The following is a 19,139-nucleotide window of genomic DNA, read 5'->3' on the forward strand; positions in this document are numbered from 1 at the left end:
CACAACGGCACGACCGGTGGCCTGGGCGCCGCTGTAGATGCTGCACTCGACGTCACCCTGGTCGGCTTGGGAACAAACGGCCCTGACGGCACCACCGGCGGACTCGAGACCGTCGTAGACGCAGTCGTCGACATCAACCTCGGCGGCAACGGCACAGACGGCACCACCGGCGGCAGCGGCGGACTGGACCTGGGAGCGGGCCTGGACGTTGACCTCGGTCTCGGCCTGATCGGTGACGGCACCGGCACCCCGGGCACCGAGAACCCCGGCACCGAAACCCCCGGCACGGATCCGGGTGACGGTAACACCGGCGGCGTAGGCACTGTTGATCCCGGCACCGACAACCCTGGCACCGGCACCAACAACCCCGGCACGGGCAATGGCTCGGGCACAGGAAACGGTACGGACAACGGCACCTCCGGTAGGAATACCGGCAACGGCAACACCAACGGCGGGAAAAACGGCACAACCGGTACCAGCGGCTTCTCGGTAGCCCCCGCAGGTTCCACTGCAGTTGGTGGTGCCATTGCCGCTGACACCACCCCGCGCAGCGCGCCAGGCCAGGGCCGCACCGCCCTCGCCAACACGGGCGTGGACGCTTCTTTGGCCCCGCTCGCCCTGCTGCTTCTGGCGGCCGGACTCCTGATGCTTCGCAAGCGCCGGGTGTCCTAGCTGGCTCCAAAGCTTCTGACAACGCCTGCACTTTGCGCTTGAAGCGGCTGCAGCCAGCAGGCTGAGGGAAGGGAGGTCTGCCCAGGAAAACGCATAAAGCAAACGCAAACATGTCCTCAGCACACATGTCCTTGTGGCCGGTGGTCCGGCGGCGAAATCCCCGAAGTTCGCCGCCGGACCGCCGGTGTGCCTGACCGGAACTGCCAAGGCCAATCGTGAGTTTCACCGTAGCGCCCGTATAATTTGTGTACGAGAGTGCCGCGGCGCACCGGGAGGAACGGTCATGGTGGCGGAATCGCCTAGCTCCATCACGAATGAAGTTGTCGGCGGACGTTATCGGTTGGGCGAAGTTATTGGCCGCGGCGGGATGTCCTCGGTCTACTCTGCCCGGGACGAAAACCTGGGCCGTGATGTTGCCCTCAAGCTTTTCGCTCCACAGGCCCCTGACGCTGAAGAACTGAAGCGCCAGGAAGCAGAGATCCAGTTGCTGGCCACGTTGAATCATCCCGGGCTGGTCACGCTCTTCGACGCCGGCATTGATAACCGTATACCGGAGGAACCCCGGCCGTTCCTTACCATGGAACTGGTGGAGGGCCAGGACCTGCGGACACGTATCCGGCACAGCACGGTCCCCCTGGAGGAACTGGCAGTCATTGGCGCCGGGATCGCCGACGCGCTGGCATATGTCCACGGGCTGGGCATCATTCACCGGGACATCAAGCCGGCCAACATCCTGTTGGTCCAGATCCGGCCCGGCGAACCGCTCCGCCCCAAGCTGACCGATTTTGGCATTGCCAGGATCGTCGACTCGACCAGGCTGACGGCCACCGGAACCATGGTGGGCACTGCCGCCTACCTCAGCCCGGAGCAGGCGATGGGCCAGCCGCTCTCGCCCGCAACCGACATCTACTCGCTCGGCCTCGTGCTGCTTGAGTGCATCAAGGGAACAGTGGAGTATCCGGGCAGTGCAGTGGAATCGGCAGTCGCGCGTCTGCACCGTGCCCCCGAGATCCCTGATGACGTCCCGAAGGAGTGGGCCGACCTCATTCGCTCCATGACCTCGATCGAGCCCCTGGAAAGGCCGGCTGCTGCGGATATCGAGGTGGCACTGCGCCAGGCCCTCGTCTCACCGGCGTCCACGCCCGGGGAACTGGCGCCCGAAACTACGCGTGTGCTGCCCGCGATGCCGTTCCATCCCCCGTCCATCACTGCCGAAGAATCAGTGGACGAGATCCGGGAGGCCGCTGCGCAGGAGAACCGGCTTGTAGCCACGGACAAGGCGGCAGCTGATTCTGACCCGGTGCAGTCACTGCATCCGCAAGCCCGGACCAAGCGCTTCTGGCTGGCTGTGGTTCTGAGCCTTGTGGTGGTCGCGGCTGCGGTGGCCGCCGTCATGATGACGCTGTCCGCGCAGTCTCCCGCCGACGTCGTGCCCTATCCAGAGGTGACCGGGGTGCTGGGAGACCATCTGGAGGAGCTCCAGAAGAGCGTTGAACCGTGAGGCTGCGGCTTGCACAAGGTAAACGCCTGTTAACTGCCTGCCTGGCCGGCTCGCTGGCCGCGGGTCTGCTGGCCGGCTGCGGCGCACAGGAAACGGGCCTGCAGCGCGATGCCGCACGGCAGCTCCAGGCCCGTGTACTTGAGGTGACACAGGCGTCGTCGCAGAATAATCCCGTTGCTGCGCTGCAGGCCCTCGAAGGGCTCGAGGCTGAGTTGGAGGCCGCGCAGGGCAGGGGTGACATTTCCGAGGAACGCCGCCGCAGCATCACCACCATTGCTACCGCGGTCCGGGCCGACCTCAAGGATGTGATCGCCGCAGCTGAGGCGGCAGCGGCGCAGGCGGCTGAGGCGGCAGCGGCGAAGGCGGCTGAGGAAAAGGCGGCAGAGGCCAAGGCGGCTGAGGAAAAGGCGGCGGCCGAAGCAGCCCTGTCTCCGTCGCCCTTGCCGGAACCACCGGCGCCCGTGATTCCCCAGCCTGCGCCGGTCCCCGTCCCGGAGCAGGACAAAGAGGAAGACAAGAAAGACGAGGAAAAGGACAAGGGCAAGGGCAAGGACTGAACCCTTCCGGGAAGGCAGGGCAGGACGTCGGCCCAGCAGCCCGGGCTTGGGTTTAGTCCCCAGGGCTCTCCACCGCCCCGGTGACACCGGCGAGGACTGCCGCAAGTGCGGGCCACCTGTTGTTGCCGTGCCGGGTCCGGGCGTAGGCACGCACCACAACCTCGGGTTCCCGGAGCGGAATCAGTGCCACCCCGTTGCGGGGTTGCCAGTCAGCCGGCAGGAGGCCGATTCCCATGCCGGCCAAGATCAGGTCCTCCACGAGGTCAAGGCTGTCGGCCTGGTGCCTTATCCGGGGTTCGAACCCTGCCATTGATGAGATGAGTCGCAGGACTTCCTCGTCTGCCCGGTTGCGGGAGTTGCCGATCCAGTCGCTGTCCTTCAGGAGGCGGAAAACCTCTGGAGCCGTGCCACGCACCGCTGCTGCCTCCGGCATGCCCAGGCTCCACGGGGTACTCCACAGATGGAGTGAATCGTAGGTGCTGCCGTTGCTGTCCGGGGCCAGGTTGTAGTCATAGGTCAGGGCGAGGTCGACGGCGTCAGCGGCCAGGAGTGCCAGTGCTTCAGCCGGTTCGTGCTCCCGCACTTCGATCTTCACGCGGGGGTGCGTGCCGGCCAGGATACCGACGACGGGCATCAGCACCTTGCGGACTGCGGTGGCGAAACCGGCAACACGGACCGTTCCCTCGGGTTCGGCCTCCGGATCCAGTTCTGCCGTGGCAGCGCCGACTGCTGCAAGGATGGTGACCGCATGGTCCACCAGGCGCCGGCCGGCCGGGGTCAGGCGAACTCCCCTGCCTGCGGGTTCCAGAAGGGACGTGCCCGTTTCACGTGCCAGGGCCGCGATCTGCTGGGACACGGTGGACGTGGTGGTGCCCAGGGAGTCGGCGACGTTGCGCATCGACCCCTGGCGGGCAAGTTCCAGGAGGACTTCCAGGCTGCGGGTTTCCATGCAACTTATTGTCCGTCATTTACGGACGGTGTGTTCACTATCGTCACGTGGACGTCAACAGTATGGACCCGCTCTACTAAGTGGGTGACTTCTTCAGGCAAGGGCAGCAACAACGCAAAGACCGGAACAGCAATGGCAGGAGCAGCGATGTGCTGTGTCCAGCTGGGACTCGCCGCTTCGGTAGGGCTTTCGGATGCGCTGGGTCCAGAGGGAGTTTCGTGGCTTCGCCTTGCCTGGGCTGCAGTGTTCCTCCTGGCCTTCACCCGGCCGTGGCGGTCCCCCCTGAGCCGGTCCGGCTTGGTCACATGTATCCTGCTTGGGCTGGCGACGGCCGGCATGACCTTGATGTTCATGGCCGCGGCCGTGCGCATCCCGTTGGGAACCGCAAGCGCGCTGGAGTTCCTCGGCCCTCTGGCTGTTGCCGTGGTCCGCAGCCGCGGGGCCGGCCGGTGGTGGGCCCTGGTGGCAGCGGCAGGAGTGGCCGCATTGACCGAGCCATGGAATGGCGGCGGCAGCGATCCCATTGGTGTGCTCCTGGCGCTCGGAGCGGCCGCGTGCTGGGCCGCTTATATCCTCCTGACGCAGCGCGCCGGCGATGAGGTCAATGGCCTTCAGGCGCTGGCGGTGTCCCTGCCGGTCGCCGCCGCTGCCACCACTGTGCTGGTGGGCCCGGCCGTAGTTGGCCGGCTGGACTGGCAGCTGCTGCTTGTTGGAGCCGGTCTGGCGCTCCTGATGCCGGTGATTCCTTTCAGCCTTGAGCTGCTGGCCCTGCGCCGCCTGAAAGCGTCCGTGTTCGGAACGCTGATGAGCCTGGAGCCCGCCATCGCCGTGGCCATTGGCTTTGTGGTGCTTGGACAGGCACCGGGACTGACCGCACTCGCGGGCGTCGCGCTGGTGATGGCGGCCGGGGTCGGTGTAACCCTGCAGTCCGGACGGGAAGGGCGTCCGGGCCCCGATGTTCGGGACGACGGCGCTTCACGGACAGAGGCGCCGGCGGCCCGTTAACAACACCAAAAAACAAAGAAGGCGGCGCCCCGGGACACCCCGGGACGCCGCCTCTTTGCCTTCAGCTGCCTGCGGCAGCCGCCCAGCCTAGCTCAGGCTCGCGATGACCTTGTTCAACGTGGCGGACGGGCGCATCACGGCAGAAGCCTTCGCGTCGTCCGGGTTGTAGTAGCCTCCGATGTCCACCGGGGAACCCTGGACCTCTGCCAGCTCGCCCACGATGGTCTGCTCCTGTGAGGACAGCTCTTCGGCGACCGGGCTGAATGCGGCGGCCAGGTCGGCGTCGTCCGTTTGCTTGGCCAGTTCCTCAGCCCAGAAGCGGGCAAGGTAGTAGTGGCTGCCGCGGTTGTCCAGCTCGCCGGCACGGCGGCTCGGGGACTTGTTCTCCAGCAGGAAGGTGCCGGTGGCACGGTCCAGCGTGTCAGCCAGGACCTGTGCCCGGGCGTTGCCGGCGGTGGTGGCCAGGTGCTCGAAGCTGACTGCCAGCGCCAGGAACTCGCCCAGGCTGTCCCAGCGCAGGTGGTTTTCCTGGAGCAGCTGCTGGACGTGCTTCGGGGCGGAACCGCCGGCGCCGGTTTCGAAGAGGCCGCCGCCGTTCATCAGCGGAACAACGGAGAGCATCTTGGCGCTGGTGCCCAGTTCCAGGATGGGGAACAGGTCCGTCAGGTAGTCGCGGAGGACGTTGCCGGACACGGAGATGGTGTCCTCGCCCTTGCGGATCCGCTGCAGCGTGTGCGCGATGGCCTTCACAGGAGACATGATCTGGATGTCCAGGCCCTCGGTGTCGTGTTCCTTGAGGTACTCGTTGACCTTGGCGATGAGGTTGGCGTCATGCGCGCGGTCCTCGTCCAGCCAGAACACGGCCGGAGTCTGGGATGCACGGGAGCGGGTGACAGCCAGCTTGACCCAGTCGCGGATGGGGGCGTCCTTGGTCTGGCAGGCGCGCCAGATGTCGCCTGCGGAGACCTGGTGCTCGATCAGGACGTTGCCCGAGCCGTCCACGATCTGGACGGTGCCCGGTTCCTGGATTTCGAAGGTCTTGTCGTGGCTGCCGTACTCTTCAGCCGCCTGCGCCATCAGGCCAACGTTCGGCACGGTGCCCATGGTGGTGGGGTCGTAGGCGCCGTTGGCACGGCAGTCGTCGATGACAACCTGGTAGATGCCGGCGTAGGAGCTGTCCGGCAGGACTGCCAGGGTGTCGGCTTCCTTGCCGTCCGGGCCCCACATGTGGCCGGAACTGCGGATCATCGCAGGCATGGAGGCGTCCACGATAACGTCGCTGGGCACGTTCAGGGTGGTGATGCCCTTGTCCGAGTCCACCATGGCCAGGGCGGGGCCCTCTTCGAGGCCCTTCTTGATGAGGTTCTGGACGCCTTCGCGGACGTCCTCCGGCAGGTCCTCGAGTCCGCTGAGGATGCTGGCGAGGCCGTTGTTGGGGCTCAGGCCTGCGGCGGCGAGCTGCTTGCCGTAGGTGTCGAAGAGCTCGGCGAAGTAGGCCCTGACCACGTGGCCGAAGATGATGGGGTCGGAGACCTTCATCATGGTGGCCTTCAGGTGTGCCGAGAACAGCACGCCCTCTTCCTTGGCGCGGGCAACCTGGGCCTTGAGGAATTCATCCAGTGCCGCGGCGCGCATAACGGTGCCGTCGATAACCTCGCCGGCCTGCACCGGGAAGGCCTTCTTCAGGACCTTGACGGAACCGTCCTCGCGGACCAGCTGGATGGCGATGGTGCCCTCGGATTCGATGACCACGGACTTCTCGTTTGAGCGGAAGTCGTCCTTGCCCATGGTGGCCACGTTGGTCTTGGAGTCCGCGGTCCAGGCGCCCATGGAATGGGGGTTCTGGCGCGCGTAGTTCTTGACGGACAGCGGGGCGCGGCGGTCCGAGTTGCCTTCACGCAGGACCGGGTTCACGGCGGAGCCCTTGATCTTGTCGTAGCGGGAGCGGATGGCCGTCTCTTCGTCCGAGGAGGGGTTGTCCGGGTAGTCCGGCAGCGCGTATCCCTGGCCCTGCAGCTCTGCAATGGCGGCCTTCAGCTGTGGGATGGAGGCGCTGATGTTGGGCAGCTTGATGATGTTGGCTTCAGGCGTCTTTGCCAGTTCACCCAGTTCAGCAAGGGCGTCACCGATCTGCTGCTCCGGGGTGAGGTAGTCACCGAACTGGGCAATGATGCGGCCGGCGAGCGAAATGTCGCGGGTCTCCACCTCCACACCTGCGGTCGAAGCGAACGCCTCGATGATGGGCAGGAACGAATAGGTAGCCAGCATCGGCGCTTCGTCGGTGTGGGTGTAGATAATCTTGGACATGCGCGGGCGTCTCCCTGTGGGTCGGCTTGGTTGTGGAATGTCGGTCTGTTCCACCACCTACAACTTACCCGAGGACGGGGAATTGGACCGTACCGGCCGTTCATGATTACCCCGCCGGTGAGCAGATTACAGCGATGGAGAACGGACGACGGCGGCACGCACTCGGGTGCGGGGCCGACGTCGTACTTTCCCGTCCTCGACGCCCCGGAGAGGCGCCTGGAAGCGCTACATGAAACGTCACTACTATTTACAAATTTGTCATATGACGATAAATTTGCTAGGTCACTCTCCGGCTCGCCCCGGGGCCGATTCCCCGTTCAGACAGGACAACAATGACACGCACCAGGTCACTCGCCACGGGCCTCCTGAGCCTCTCATCGGCCGCCGTTCTGGCACTTGCCTCCGCCGGCGCAGCCACCGCCAAGCCGGCCGGTTTCAATGACAAAAAGGATCCCTCAGTCGTCAGCATCACCGTCGAGGGCGCCGGTGCGGCCGAGTACTGGACGGCGGACAAGATGCGCGCCGCCATCCCGGGCGATGTCCTGGCAAGTAAGGCACTGGAGCGGGGCAACCGCTCGAAGGCGGTTGAAAAGGGCAAGAGCAGCGAGGTCAAGTCCACCCGGGGGAAGCAGACAATCGCGGTCAGCGAGACTCCGGTCAAGCACATCGGCAAGGTGTTCTTCACCCTCGGCGGAGCCAACTATGTTTGTTCCGCCAACGCTGTTGCCTCGGTCAACGAGAGCACCGTCTCCACGGCCGGCCACTGCCTGAACGACGGCCCCGGCGCCTTCGCCACCAACTTCATCTTTGTTCCGGCCTACAACAATGGCGCCGCGCCCTACGGCAAGTGGACGGCACGGTCTTACCACGCCCCCACCCAGTGGAGCGCGTCCGGCGACATGGCCTACGACACCGGCTTCGCAGTGATGGACAAGCTGGACAACCAGACTTTGACGGACGTGGTGGGCGGATCGGGAGTGGCGTTCAACCAGGCGCGCGGCCTCACCTACAAGTCCTTCGGCTACCCCGCAGCATCGCCCTTCGACGGCCAGACCCTCAAGAGCTGCACCGGAACGGCAACCCCGGACACCACCAATCCGCAGTTCGGCACGCAGGGCATCCCCTGCGACATGACGGGCGGGTCCTCGGGCGGCCCGTGGTTCATCGGCACCAGCTCCGCCGGCACCCAGAACACCGTCAACAGCTACGGCTACAGCGGTTCGAAATTCATGTACGGCCCCTACTGGGGCACCGTCATCCAGGCGACCTACAACAGTGCAGCAGTCTCCTAGCAGCGACTCCAGCGGCCGGGATCCCGTGACCCGCAGCGACGTGCGCCAGACCCGCGAGGAGATCCTCGAGTACTGGACCAGGCAGCGGATGGCGGAAGCCAAGCCGCGGGAGCTCCGGCTTCCGGCGGAAGGTGCGCGTCTCGATCAGAGGGACGCAGACACTGGTGACACGGGCGGCGGCGCGGCCGAAACCTCGCCCTAAACCTGCCGCAGGAAACAACGACGGCGCCTGTCCCCTTCGCGGGGGCAGGCGCCGTCGTTATGACTGGGCCGGCGCCGGCCGGGTTCCCTGGCCGTGGAGCCGCTCCGGCGAGGGCCCCGGCCCGGAGCTTGCGAGGGCTGGGAGCCGGTGCGGACTTGCGAGGTTAGGGCGCCGGTGGGGATCAGTGGAAGAAGTGGCGGGCGCCGGTGAAGTACATGGTGATTCCGGCCGCGTTCGCTGCCGCAATGACTTCCTCGTCCCGCACGGATCCGCCGGGCTGCACCACGGCGCGGACGCCGGCGTCGATCAGGATCTGCAGGCCGTCGGCAAACGGGAAGAAGGCATCGGAGGCGGCAACGGCGCCGCGGGACCGCTGGGGTGCCCCGCCCGCGTCGGCATTGGACGCACCGCCGGCGCCGTCGACGTCGGACTCCACCTTGATGCCCAGGGTGTTGGCCCGTTCCACGGCGAGGCGGCAGGAGTCCAAACGGTTGACCTGGCCCATGCCGATGCCGACGGCGGCGCCGTCGGCGGCGAGGAGGATGGCGTTCGACTTGGCGGCGCGGCATGCGGTCCAGGCGAAGGTTAGGTCAGCGAGGGTCTTCTCATCCGCGGCCTCGCCGGCGGCGAGAGTCCAGTTGGCGGGGTTGTCGCCGTCTGCGTCCACCTTGTCTGTGACCTGCACCAGAACGCCGCCGGAGACCTGGCGGATTTCGGTCGGGTACCGGCCGTAGCCCTCAGGAAGCGCGAGCAGGCGGATGTTCTTCTTCGTGGAAAGGATCTCCACGGCCTCCGGCTCAAAGCCCGGGGCGATGACAACCTCGGTGAAGATGTCCTTGACGGTGTTTGCCATTCCTGCAGTGACGGGACGGTTGGCGGCGATCACGCCGCCGAACGCGGACACGGGGTCGCAGGCGTGGGCCTTGGCGTGCGCATCGGCGATGGGGTCGGCGGCGTCCGCGGAACCGACAGCCACTCCACAGGGATTGGCGTGCTTGATGATGGCCACGGCCGGTTCGCTAAAGTCAAAGGCGGCGCGGAGCGCGGCGTCGGCATCCACGAAGTTGTTGTAGCTCATGGCCTTGCCGTGCAGCTGGTCGGCCTGCGCGATGCCGACGGGCGCGGCCTTGTCCACGTACAGGGCCGCCTGCTGGTGCGGGTTCTCGCCGTACCGCAGGACATCTGAGCGTTCCAGGGACAGGCCGGCATAGGCTGGCCAGTCGATGACGCCGTCGCCGTCCTCGTCCAGGAACTGGCTGGCGGTCCAGGTGGCCACTGCATTGTCGTAGGAGGCGGTGTGGGCGAACGCCTTGGCGGCCAGCCTGCGCCGGGTCTTGAGGTCGAAGCCGCCTTCAGCGGCTGCGGTGACCACCTGGCTGTAGAAGGAGGGATCCACCACGATTGCGACGGCGGCGTGGTTCTTCGCGGCGGAGCGCACCATGGCGGGGCCTCCGATGTCGATCTGCTCCACCACGTCGTCCTGGGCGGCGCCGGACTTCACCGTTTCCACGAACGGGTAGAGGTTCACCACCACCAGGTCGAAAGGCTCGATTTCCATGGCAGTCAGGGTTTCCATGTGCGCTGCCACGCGGCGGTCGGCAAGGATGCCGCCGTGGACGCGCGGGTGCAGGGTCTTGACCCGGCCGTCCAGCATCTCCGGCGAACCGGTGACTTCCTCGACCTCCTGGACCGGGATCCCCGCGGCGGCGATCTTCTTGGCCGTGGACCCGGTGGAGACAAGCTTCACCCCCGCTGCGTGCAGGCCCTGTGCGAGCTCCTCCAGACCGGTCTTGTCGTAGACCGAGATCAGCGCCCGGCGGATGGGAACACGGTCAATGGATACGCGCTCATGCTGCGTGAAGCTCACAAATGTCTCCGTCTTATCTCGCGGAACAGCGCCGCGGTTGGTGGGGATACGGCCAGTTTATCGTGAAGCGCCAGTTGACCCGTGAGTCCTCCGGAGTATGAAGGCCGGTGCACGCGACTAGAGTTTTCCGCAGGAGGCTGCGATGAATACTTACACCACTGTGCCAAGCGGGGAGCAGGTGGTCCAGGAACTGCCATGGCGATGGAAGGTCCAAGGCAGGATCTTCCTGATCGGCGGGCTGGGCTTTATGTTCGATGCCTGGGATGTGACCCTGAACGGGATCCTCATTCCGCTGCTCTCAACACACTGGGCGCTGACTCCGGGCGAGGTGGCATGGGTGGGCACGTCCAACCTCATCGGCATGGCCCTGGGGGCCTTCGTGTGGGGCACCATCGCGGATACCATCGGCCGCAAGAAGGCCTTCACGGCCACGTTGCTGATCTTCTCGCTGTTCACCGTTTTCGGTGCCTTCTCCCCCGACTTCGTCTGGTTCTGCGTCTTCCGCTTCATGGCCGGCTTTGGCCTGGGCGGGTGCATCCCGGTGGATTACGCGCTGGTGGGTGAGTTCACGCCCCGGAAACAGCGCGGCAGGGTTCTCACGGCCATGGACGGCTGGTGGCCCATCGGCGCAGCGCTGGCCGGCTTTGTCTCGGCGGGCCTGGTGGCACTGTACGGTGACTGGCGGCTGACCATGCTGGTGATGGTCCTGCCTGCGCTGCTGGTGTTCTGGGTGCGCCGCAGCGTTCCGGAATCCCCGCTGTTCCTGATCCGCAAGGGCCGTCGGGAGGAAGCGGCCAGGGTCATTGACGGCCTTGTGGAGGCCACTGGGGCGGAAGCCCGGGTATACAGCCTGCCCGATGCCAGGGACGTGCCGCGGCTCTCCGCGGGCAGCGCGTGGACCCAGCTCCGCTCCGTCTGGCAGTTCAACTGGAAGATCACCGCAGCGGCCTGGGCCCTGTTCTTCAGCATCCTGCTTGTCTACTACCTGTCGCTGACCTGGATGCCGCGGATCCTGATCGGGGCCGGGTTCGCCGAGTACAAGGCGTTCGTGACCACGGCGTCCATGGCCGCCGTCGGGCTGCTGGGCGTGATCGTTGCTGCCCTGCTGGTGGAGCGGGTGGGCCGCAAATGGATCCTTGCGATCACCGGCCCGCTGTCCGCGCTGACCCTGGTGATCGTGGCGTTTGTGGTGGACATCCCGAGCGCGGCGGTGTTCTGGCTGCTGGTATTCGGATTTGTGGTGCAGGTGGCCATTCCTGTGCTTTACGCCTATGTGTCCGAGCTGTATCCCACCGAACTGCGGGGTACCGGCTTCGGCTGGGCGTCCACGTTCTCGCGGATCGGTGCCGGTTTCGGCCCGCTGATCTTCGCCAGCTACTTCTGGCCGGAACTGGGCCTGGCCACGTCCTTCGCGCTGGCCGGCGGCCTGGTGCTCGTATCGGTGCTGTGGATGGCCTTCTTCTCGCCGGAAACCAAGCAGCGCCGGCTCGAGTGACCCCTCCCCCTCCCAACTGGATCGCATTTAACGTCGTGAAATCACCCGTTCACGACGTCAATTGCGAGTCGCTTTGCATCCAACCCCGCGATCGGAGCGCCCGGCTGACTTTGCGCACCGCGGCCTTGGCCTCGTTCTCCATATGCAGCTTCGAGATTCGAACCATGAGCCAACCAGCCCGCGTGTAGTCTTCCTCGCGGGTGATGTCCCGGATGATCCTGGCCGTGTCTGAATGCACCTCGCCGTCGTACTCCACGGCAACTTTCTGTTCCGGATAGCTCAGGTCAGGTTGGCGTACGACGCCGGCCCCCAGGACAGTTGGCACGTTCAGTTCCGGTTCTGGCACGCCTGCATATTCCAGTGCCAGCCTCAGCCTCGTCTCCGGCGCGGAATCCGCCCCGACCCGTGCTTGTTTCAAAGCGAGCCGGGCTTTCCGGATACCTGGCGTTCCCTTGTGCCGGTCCAGCATCTCTTCCAAATCTTCCATCGTTGCGAAGGGGGCATCACGTCCCTCCAGCGCCGGTCTTGGTTCTCTTAGCAAGTGGTCGGCAACAACGGTGATTTCGTCTACCGACATCCTACGGGCACAGTCGAGCCAGGTGCGGACTCTCGAAGTGACGAGGAGCCCCTCGCAGCTTACGATCTCGTCATCAAAGAATTGGCCGACGTATCCGGTGACACCCCGACGCCGGACAATTGCCATGGTATCCGGGCGGGAGATATGGATGGTCTGACGGCCGACGCCCGGCAGGTAACCAGGAAATTGCCACAGGACAAATGCAGTTGCGTGGGAAGCGGCAGAAAATGCCGTGACTATTGTGTAAGGCCGGATGCTTGAGTGATTGTTGTCCTCCGTCGCAGATGCAGGGACACGAATTCCCCGTGACGGGATGGAGAAGCCCCTGTAGCGGAGACGCCCAACACTGGCTCCGGCGTCAATTGCTTCAGTGACCGTGAATGGAATTGTGCCGAGACCTGCGGGCAACTGCGGGGGAATCCTCATGCCCCATGGTTGCAAGAACGGGGGCGCAACCCCTCGGGTTATCCACAGGAGCGGGCGGACCGCGAATGTGACTGGCACTTAACGTCGCGAAATTGGGTTTTCACGACGTTAAGTGCCAGTTAGTTGAGTCAGGGGGAAGGGGAAGCGGTTGCGAGGTCTGCCAGGGTGGACACCAGGAGCCGGCGTTCCACCACCTTGATGCGCTCGTGCAGAATTTCTTCGGTATCGCCGTCCTCGATGGTCACGGCCTCCTGGGCGATGATAGGACCGGTATCCACTCCGGCATCGGCCCAGTGCACGGTGCAGCCGGTGACCTTGACGCCGTACGCCATCGCATCCCGCACTCCGTGGGCTCCGGGGAAGGCCGGCAGCAGCGCCGGGTGGGTGTTGAGGTACTTCCCATGGAAAGCGTCGATGAACTCGGGGCTGACGATCCGCATGAACCCGGAGGACACCACAACATCCGGCTCGAACGCGGCAACAGCTTCCGTCAATGCGGCGTTCCACTCGGCCCGGTCCTGGTACGCCTTGAAGTCCACCACAAACGTAGGGATTCCCGCCGCTGCGGAGCGCTCCACGCCGTAGGTACCCGGCCGGTCGGCACCCACAGCCGCAATTTCGACGTCGAGATCCCCCGCCTTAACCGCGTCAATGACTGCCTGGAGGTTGGACCCGGTTCCGGAAACGAGGACTACGATGCGCATTGGTCTAGCTTATGGGCACGCTCGCGTAGGCTGGAAAACATGAATGGCACTCCGGAACCGGCGCAGCAGCAGCGGACCAAACCTCCGCTCAGCGAGGCGGCAAAGGCCTCGCTGGCCAGGACCCACACGCTGTTCCGGATGTTCGTCGTATCCGTTTTGGGAGCGTTCTTTGTCTACCAGCTCGACGTCAACTACCTCTGGCTGACGGCGTTCCTCACCGTAGCCAGCCTGGTCCTCGGAGTTGTCCTGCTGGTCCGCGCCGCACGGCTGCGGGAGTCAAAGCTTGTCCTCATCGGCACCATCGCCGGGCTGGTGGTCACCGCGATCCTGATGCTGCTGATCCTCGTGACCGCACTGTTTTTCACGGAAGTACGCGACTACCAGGCCTGCCTGGCCCGGGCGCTGACGGACCAGGCAAGGTCGGCCTGCCGGGTGCAGCTCGAAGGCTCGCTGCCCACACAGATTCCCTAGCGTGCTGACAGGTCCGGGCGTCTAGTGGACGAGTTCCGAGGCCTCCTCCGTTGCAGCCCGCTCACGCTCCAGCCAGGGTCCGGCAGCGTAACCGATCACGACGCCGGCACACACCTCCGCGGCAAGCCAGACTCCCGTCCATAGCGGATCAGGGCCGATCTCGGTCAGCCTTCCGATCCCGGCCGAACCCCGGGCCAGCCAGGCCAGTGCCATGGCCAACAGTCCTGCGGCGACCCCCACCAGCACACCGAGTACCAGGGTGGACACCGGAGCCGTAAACCAGCGGGCGCGGATTTTGATGGAGAGCCACTCGTCAAAGTGGTTCTCACCCTCGCGCAGGAACCACCAGCCCGCCAGGACGCCTGCCAGCACCGGGACAATCAGGGCCACGAACGCGTAGTCGAGCGGGCCGCCGGGAATCGCGGCAAGCACAGGAATGGAGGGCAGCGGTCCCACCGCGGTGCCCAGCGGGCCCGCCTGCGATCCCACGCCCATCGCAAAGCCCGAGCCCGACACCCAGGCGAGGGCGAAGACGACAAGGTTGGGGAGGTAGCCTAGCTGGGCGACGGTGAGGGCGGCACCTCCTGTGGCGCCGGCGTCGAGCGCTTCATACACGGCGACCACCAGGTTCCAGTGGATGAACAGGTCCACGGCGAGCAGCAGCGAGGCAAGCGCCAGGGCTGACACAACTGCCACAAAACCGGCCTTGGCGGCGGAAGCAAGGTACGAGCCCGCCCACCGCGAGTGCTGGCTGGTGCGCGAAATCCAGTCCACGGCATCGACGCCGATGAGCCGGCTCCACGACCCCGCCTCCCTCCGGGCCCCGATCACCATGCCAAGGGCGTAGGGAACCAGGGGCACCAGCATGGCGTAGCCGAGGTTGATGCCGACGTCCGGTGTCCGGCAGACGAACCCTGTGGCCGCCCCGAAGGCCGAGTAGACCGCCCAGGACCCCAGCAGCGCCTGCCACAGCTGGTCCGTATAGGAGGCGCGGGCAAGCCGCCTGCCCGCACGCCAGGCCAGGAGGAACGGAATCAACGTCAGACCAAGCGGGACGAGGGTCAGGGCGCTGGCATCCCCACGGGCTGCGGCATCGGAGCCCGTGTCAGTCAGCTCCAGCGGCACGCCGTGCACCAGCAGCCAGGATTGACCGGCCAGGCGCGCGAGGGCGTCAAACTGGCCGTTCTGGAAGCCGGCGGTCGCCCGGACTGCGACGATCGGGGCCATCACCACGAGCGCGGAGATGAACGCAGCCTGCGCGGTTTCGAGGGCGCCCTGCATCCACAGGGGCATGGGAAGGCCACGGTCTCCGGTCTGGTCAGCGCGCAGTTTCATCGTGTCCCATGGTGTCACGGCCCGTCCGCCCCGCCCGGAAGCGACAGGCTTGGTGCCCGTATTGGCCGTACTTTGACGAGTCCGTTTCCGGCGCTTTTTCCATGGAACGGCCGTAAAATAGGACTTACTTCTAATGACCGGCACCGGGATGGTGCGTCAGGATTGCGGCTGGCCTCTTATCGAACGGCGGGGCCGGCGAAAGCCCGGAAACCGTAAGCCGGGAAAACAGGAGCCGCGAATGAAAGATGAACACTAAGTTCTGAAGATATTCGTCCTACTGGCTGGTGCAGTCACCGCTCACGGCGCGGCTGCACCAGCGTTTACATACAAAAACCTGCAGGCACAGCGACGCCGGGAGCCCCAAGTAGACTCCCGGCGTCGGCTGCTGGGGGTTTGGTCACGCGGGACGAAACAGCCTCACTGGCGTTCTCCGTACTGGTACTTCCGGAGCCGCCCACGGCCGGCGTCGTCCGAATTAAGGCCGGAGGTATCCTGGCCCGTAGTGCCACGGACACCGTCCGGATCGCTGTCAGGTGTGTCCTGGTCAGAAGTAAGACCGGTGGTGGGGGTGCCGGCGTTAAGATCAGCGTCACCCTGGAAATCCACATCGCCCACGTCTTCCGTGAGGGTGTCGGAGTAGGTGCGGGCTCCGCGCTCGTAGTGGGTGTACAGCCGGTCTTCTTCCTCGGGGGTGAGGTGGCCGTCAGCGTCCACGCGGGGTGCGTCATTGACGTGTTCTTTGGTGTACGGAACCACCAGGTCCTCGCCCTGCGTGTGGGCGCCCTCGACGGGGACGAAGGACTGGGAGGTGCCGAACAGGCCCGTCTTGACGGTGACCCATGTGGGCTCACCTGTGTCGTCATCTGCATACAGCTGTCCGATCGAACCGATCTTCTCGCCGTCGGACCCGATGACGTTGCCGTTCCTGTTGAGCAGGTCTTCGATGGTTTCCCGGTTGAGCATGACGTCTCCTTGGATGTGTCTTTGCGCTGGGCTCGCCAACAATGGAAACTCCGGCACGGGTGTCCCCCGCTGTCCGGCTTCCGCCCCGGCTGCTGGAGGCTTCGCTGACCGCCCCTCTACCGTAAGCATGCTTAGCATCAAATGCCAAGCCTACTTAGTAATTTTTTCGGCCGGACTCCTGTTCACCCAACCTTTCCCTTGGGGTTACGTGTTCTCCCCCGCTCCGTCAGCGCCGGCACCCACCGTGGAGGAGTGAGGATCGCAATTGTTGCTGAATCATTCCTGCCACTGATGAACGGCGTTACGCATTCCATCCTGCGGGTTCTGGACCATTTGCAGGAGCGGGGCGACGATGTCCTGGTCATTGCACCGTCCACCCAGGACGGGGAGGCGCCGGACCAGGTCAAGGGCGCGGACATCCACCGGCTGCCGGCGGTGCCGCTGGCGGGCTACACGAATGTCCGGGTGGCGATGGGCGGTGTGTACCGGGTCAAGCGAATCCTTGCCGACTACGCACCGGACGTCGTGCACCTTGCCTCGCCGTTCGTCCTCGGCTGGCGGGCGGTCCAGGCGGCCCACCAGCTGGGCATCCCCACGGTTGCGGTCTACCAGACCGAAGTTCCCGGCTACGCCGCACGGTACGGTGTGCCGTTCCTGGAGAACTGGGCCTGGAACCGGGTGGAGAACATCCACCTCCTGGCCACGCGCACCCTGGTGCCCTCAACGTTCGCGCTGAACCAGTTGCGCGGGCGCGGCATTCCCCGGGTGCACATCTGGCGGCGGGGCGTGGACACCGTCCGTTTTTCCCCGGACAAGCGCGACGCCGGGTGGCGGGCTTCAGTGGCTCCCGGCGGGGAGCGGATCATCGGCTACGTGGGCAGGCTTGCGGCGGAAAAGCAGGTTGAGGACCTCGCGGCCCTGGCCGGCGTGCCGAACGCGAAGCTTGTGATCGTGGGCGACGGACCACAACGGGCAGCCCTGGAGGACGCCCTGCCCAATGCGTTTTTCGCCGGCTTTTTGGGTGGTGAAGAACTGGCACGGGCCGTGGCGTCCTTCGACCTGTTCGTCCATCCGGGCGAGTTCGAGACGTTCTGCCAGACCATCCAGGAAGCCATGGCCTCGGGGGTTCCGGTGGTAGCCACGGGCCGCGGCGGCCCGCTGGACCTGGTGGAAAATTCGCGGACAGGCTGGCTGTACGAACCCGGCGACCTGTCCGCCATGCGCGCCCACGTCCTGGACCTGGTGGGCGACGACGCCAAACGCCGTGCCTTCGCCACCGCCGCCCATGCGTCCGTGCAGGGCAGGACCTGGTTGGCACTGTGTACGGAACTCGTGGGCCACTACACGGCTGCGGTTGCCGCGACCCCTGTGTCGGCAGGCCCCGCGAACGCCAAGGGAGCAAAACTGTGAGGATTTCCGTCATCGGCTGCGGCTACCTGGGGGCCGTCCACGCCGCCACCCTCGCGTCGATGGGACACACTGTTGTGGGCATCGACGTCGATCCCGGCAAGGTGGAGCAGCTGGGACGCGGCGTGGCACCCTTCCACGAGCCCGGGCTGGACGAACTCCTCCGGGACGAACGCGCCAACGGCAGGCTGCGGTTCTCCACCGACCCTGCGGACGCCAAGGGCGCCCAGGTCCACTTCCTCTGTGTGGGTACCCCGCAGGACAAAACGTCCGACGCCGCCGACCTCACCTTCCTGGTCTCCGCCGCCAGGGCGCTGCTGCCGCACCTGGCCGCGGGCGCCGTCGTCGTTGGTAAATCAACCGTGCCCGTCGGCACCGTGGAGATGCTCCGCGGCGTGCTGGCCCGGCGCCCGGACGTCAGGCTCGGCTGGAACCCGGAGTTCCTCCGGCAGGGCACGGCTGTGAAGGACTCTCTGGTGCCGGACCGGCTGGTCTACGGCGTTGAGGGCGGGCGCGCGGCGGCCTTCAACCCGTCCACCGGTGCTCCGCTGGGCGTGACAGCGGCGTTGGACGCCGTCTACGAGCCGCTGTTGAGCGCCGGAATTCCGCGGCTGGTCTGCAACTTTGCCACGGCCGAACTGATCAAGTCCGCGGCGAACGCGTACCTGGCTACCAAGGTCAGCTTCATCAATGCGGTTGCCGAACTTTGCGACGCGTCGGGCGCGGACGTGGCGGAGTTGAGCGAGGCGATGGGCCTGGACCCCAGGATCGGAAACCGCTACCTGCACGCAGGCCTTGGGTTCGGCGGCGGCTGCCTGCCCAAGGACATCCGCAGTTTCCGGACCCAGGCCACCGAGCGGGGCATCACGGCTGTGGAGGACTGGATGCGGCTGGTGGACTTGGTGAACCTGGGCCAGCGGTCACGGACCGTGGACCTCGCCGCCGGCCTTTGCGGAGGCAGCGTTTCCGGCCGGTCCATCACCGTTTTGGGCGCTTCGTTCAAACCGGACACGGACGATATCCGGGACTCCCCTGCCCTGGACGTGGCGGACCGGCTCGCAGCCGCCGGGGCGCACGTGACTGTCACCGACCCGAGAGCGGTCAACCACGCCTGGCGCCGCTACCCGCGGCTGCGTTTCGAAAAGTCGACGGACCGTGCGCTTGAGGGCGCCGAACTGGTGCTGCTCCTCACCGAGTGGGACGAGTACCGGCGGCTCTCCCCCGCCATCGCGGCAGGGCTGGTCCGACGGCGGGTGGTCCTGGACGCGCGCAACGTCCTGGACGCTGCCGCCTGGCAGGCCGAGGGCTGGACGATGCGCGGACTGGGTACATCGGGCAGCGCGTCTACCGCTGCCCGAGCCGGTGCCGGCAGGCAGGAGCGCCCTCCGCTGAACCCGCACCAGGTGCGG

Annotated in this window: 15 protein-coding genes and 2 pseudogenes; 10 read left to right on the forward strand and 7 right to left on the reverse strand. The window is 65.9% G+C overall.

Annotated features, from left to right (window positions below):
- The 3 genes and pseudogenes from FDW83_RS19200 to FDW83_RS14135 all read left to right on the forward strand — a co-directional run.
- Window positions 1–672 (forward strand): annotated as a pseudogene (locus FDW83_RS19200) (hypothetical protein); the annotation flags it as partial.
- 283 nt (window positions 673–955) lie between these two features.
- Window positions 956–2,173, forward strand: coding sequence for a serine/threonine-protein kinase (locus tag FDW83_RS14130; RefSeq protein WP_138138722.1), 1,218 nt, complete (start codon window positions 956–958; stop codon window positions 2,171–2,173).
- Window positions 2,170–2,730 carry a hypothetical protein gene (locus FDW83_RS14135; protein WP_370281303.1) on the forward strand — a complete coding sequence of 187 codons (561 nt, stop codon included), beginning with the start codon at window positions 2,170–2,172 and terminating at the stop codon, window positions 2,728–2,730. Before FDW83_RS14130 ends, FDW83_RS14135 begins: the two co-directional genes overlap by 4 nt.
- A 52-nt stretch (window positions 2,731–2,782) precedes the next feature.
- On the opposite strand, the gene FDW83_RS14140 is transcribed toward FDW83_RS14135, so the two are convergent.
- Entirely contained in the window at window positions 2,783–3,679 is an 897-nt protein-coding gene (locus FDW83_RS14140) for a LysR family transcriptional regulator (protein WP_138138723.1), read from the reverse strand.
- Between the two features lie 84 nt (window positions 3,680–3,763).
- Here FDW83_RS14140 and FDW83_RS14145 point away from each other — a divergent pair, with 84 nt between their 5' ends.
- Complete coding sequence (locus FDW83_RS14145) at window positions 3,764–4,684, forward strand: DMT family transporter (RefSeq protein ID WP_240720991.1); 921 nt, start codon at window positions 3,764–3,766, stop codon at window positions 4,682–4,684.
- A gap of 87 nt (window positions 4,685–4,771) precedes the next feature.
- Here FDW83_RS14145 and FDW83_RS14150 read toward each other — a convergent pair whose 3' ends face one another.
- Window positions 4,772–6,991, reverse strand: a complete 2,220-nt coding sequence (locus tag FDW83_RS14150; RefSeq protein ID WP_138138724.1) for an NADP-dependent isocitrate dehydrogenase — start codon at window positions 6,989–6,991, stop codon at window positions 4,772–4,774.
- Window positions 6,992–7,323: 332 nt separating this feature from the next.
- Between FDW83_RS14150 and FDW83_RS14155 the strand changes: the two genes are divergently transcribed.
- Complete coding sequence (locus tag FDW83_RS14155) at window positions 7,324–8,283, forward strand: serine protease (RefSeq protein WP_138138725.1); 960 nt, start codon at window positions 7,324–7,326, stop codon at window positions 8,281–8,283.
- The gene (locus tag FDW83_RS14160) at window positions 8,267–8,485 is read left to right on the forward strand and encodes a hypothetical protein (RefSeq protein ID WP_138138726.1); all 219 of its coding nucleotides are present in this window, start codon (window positions 8,267–8,269) and stop codon (window positions 8,483–8,485) included. The genes FDW83_RS14155 and FDW83_RS14160 overlap by 17 nt, the downstream gene beginning before the upstream one ends.
- Before the next feature lie 181 nt (window positions 8,486–8,666).
- Here FDW83_RS14160 and purH read toward each other — a convergent pair whose 3' ends face one another.
- Window positions 8,667–10,352 carry a bifunctional phosphoribosylaminoimidazolecarboxamide formyltransferase/IMP cyclohydrolase gene (gene purH / locus FDW83_RS14165; protein WP_138138727.1) on the reverse strand — a complete coding sequence of 562 codons (1,686 nt, stop codon included), beginning with the start codon at window positions 10,350–10,352 and terminating at the stop codon, window positions 8,667–8,669.
- 142 nt (window positions 10,353–10,494) lie between these two features.
- Here purH and FDW83_RS14170 point away from each other — a divergent pair, with 142 nt between their 5' ends.
- Window positions 10,495–11,847, forward strand: a complete 1,353-nt coding sequence (locus FDW83_RS14170) for an MFS transporter (protein ID WP_138138728.1) — start codon at window positions 10,495–10,497, stop codon at window positions 11,845–11,847.
- 49 nt (window positions 11,848–11,896) lie between these two features.
- On the opposite strand, the gene FDW83_RS14175 is transcribed toward FDW83_RS14170, so the two are convergent.
- Window positions 11,897–12,850 carry a hypothetical protein gene (locus FDW83_RS14175; protein WP_138138729.1) on the reverse strand — a complete coding sequence of 318 codons (954 nt, stop codon included), beginning with the start codon at window positions 12,848–12,850 and terminating at the stop codon, window positions 11,897–11,899.
- Between the two features lie 128 nt (window positions 12,851–12,978).
- The gene (purN, locus tag FDW83_RS14180) at window positions 12,979–13,554 is read right to left on the reverse strand and encodes a phosphoribosylglycinamide formyltransferase (RefSeq protein ID WP_138138730.1); all 576 of its coding nucleotides are present in this window, start codon (window positions 13,552–13,554) and stop codon (window positions 12,979–12,981) included.
- A gap of 39 nt (window positions 13,555–13,593) precedes the next feature.
- Here purN and FDW83_RS14185 point away from each other — a divergent pair, with 39 nt between their 5' ends.
- Window positions 13,594–14,025: a hypothetical protein gene (locus FDW83_RS14185; protein ID WP_138138731.1), complete on the forward strand. Its 432-nt coding sequence runs from the start codon at window positions 13,594–13,596 to the stop codon at window positions 14,023–14,025.
- Between the two features lie 21 nt (window positions 14,026–14,046).
- Here FDW83_RS14185 and FDW83_RS14190 read toward each other — a convergent pair whose 3' ends face one another.
- Window positions 14,047–15,360: a DUF6350 family protein gene (locus FDW83_RS14190; RefSeq protein ID WP_138138732.1), complete on the reverse strand. Its 1,314-nt coding sequence runs from the start codon at window positions 15,358–15,360 to the stop codon at window positions 14,047–14,049.
- Between the two features lie 417 nt (window positions 15,361–15,777).
- Window positions 15,778–16,323 (reverse strand): PRC-barrel domain-containing protein, encoded by a 546-nt coding sequence (locus FDW83_RS14195; protein WP_240720992.1) that lies wholly within the window; start codon window positions 16,321–16,323, stop codon window positions 15,778–15,780.
- 252 nt (window positions 16,324–16,575) lie between these two features.
- On the opposite strand from FDW83_RS14195, the gene FDW83_RS14200 reads away from it, so the two are divergent.
- Window positions 16,576–17,733: a glycosyltransferase family 1 protein gene (locus tag FDW83_RS14200; protein ID WP_205754682.1), complete on the forward strand. Its 1,158-nt coding sequence runs from the start codon at window positions 16,576–16,578 to the stop codon at window positions 17,731–17,733.
- Window positions 17,730–19,100 (forward strand): annotated as a pseudogene (locus FDW83_RS14205) (UDP-glucose/GDP-mannose dehydrogenase family protein); the annotation flags it as partial. The gene FDW83_RS14200 and the pseudogene FDW83_RS14205, both read left to right, overlap by 4 nt.
- Window positions 19,101–19,139 lie beyond the last annotated feature (39 nt).

The organism is Pseudarthrobacter sp. NamE2 (assembly GCF_005796205.1).
Lineage (GTDB): Bacteria > Actinomycetota > Actinomycetes > Actinomycetales > Micrococcaceae > Arthrobacter.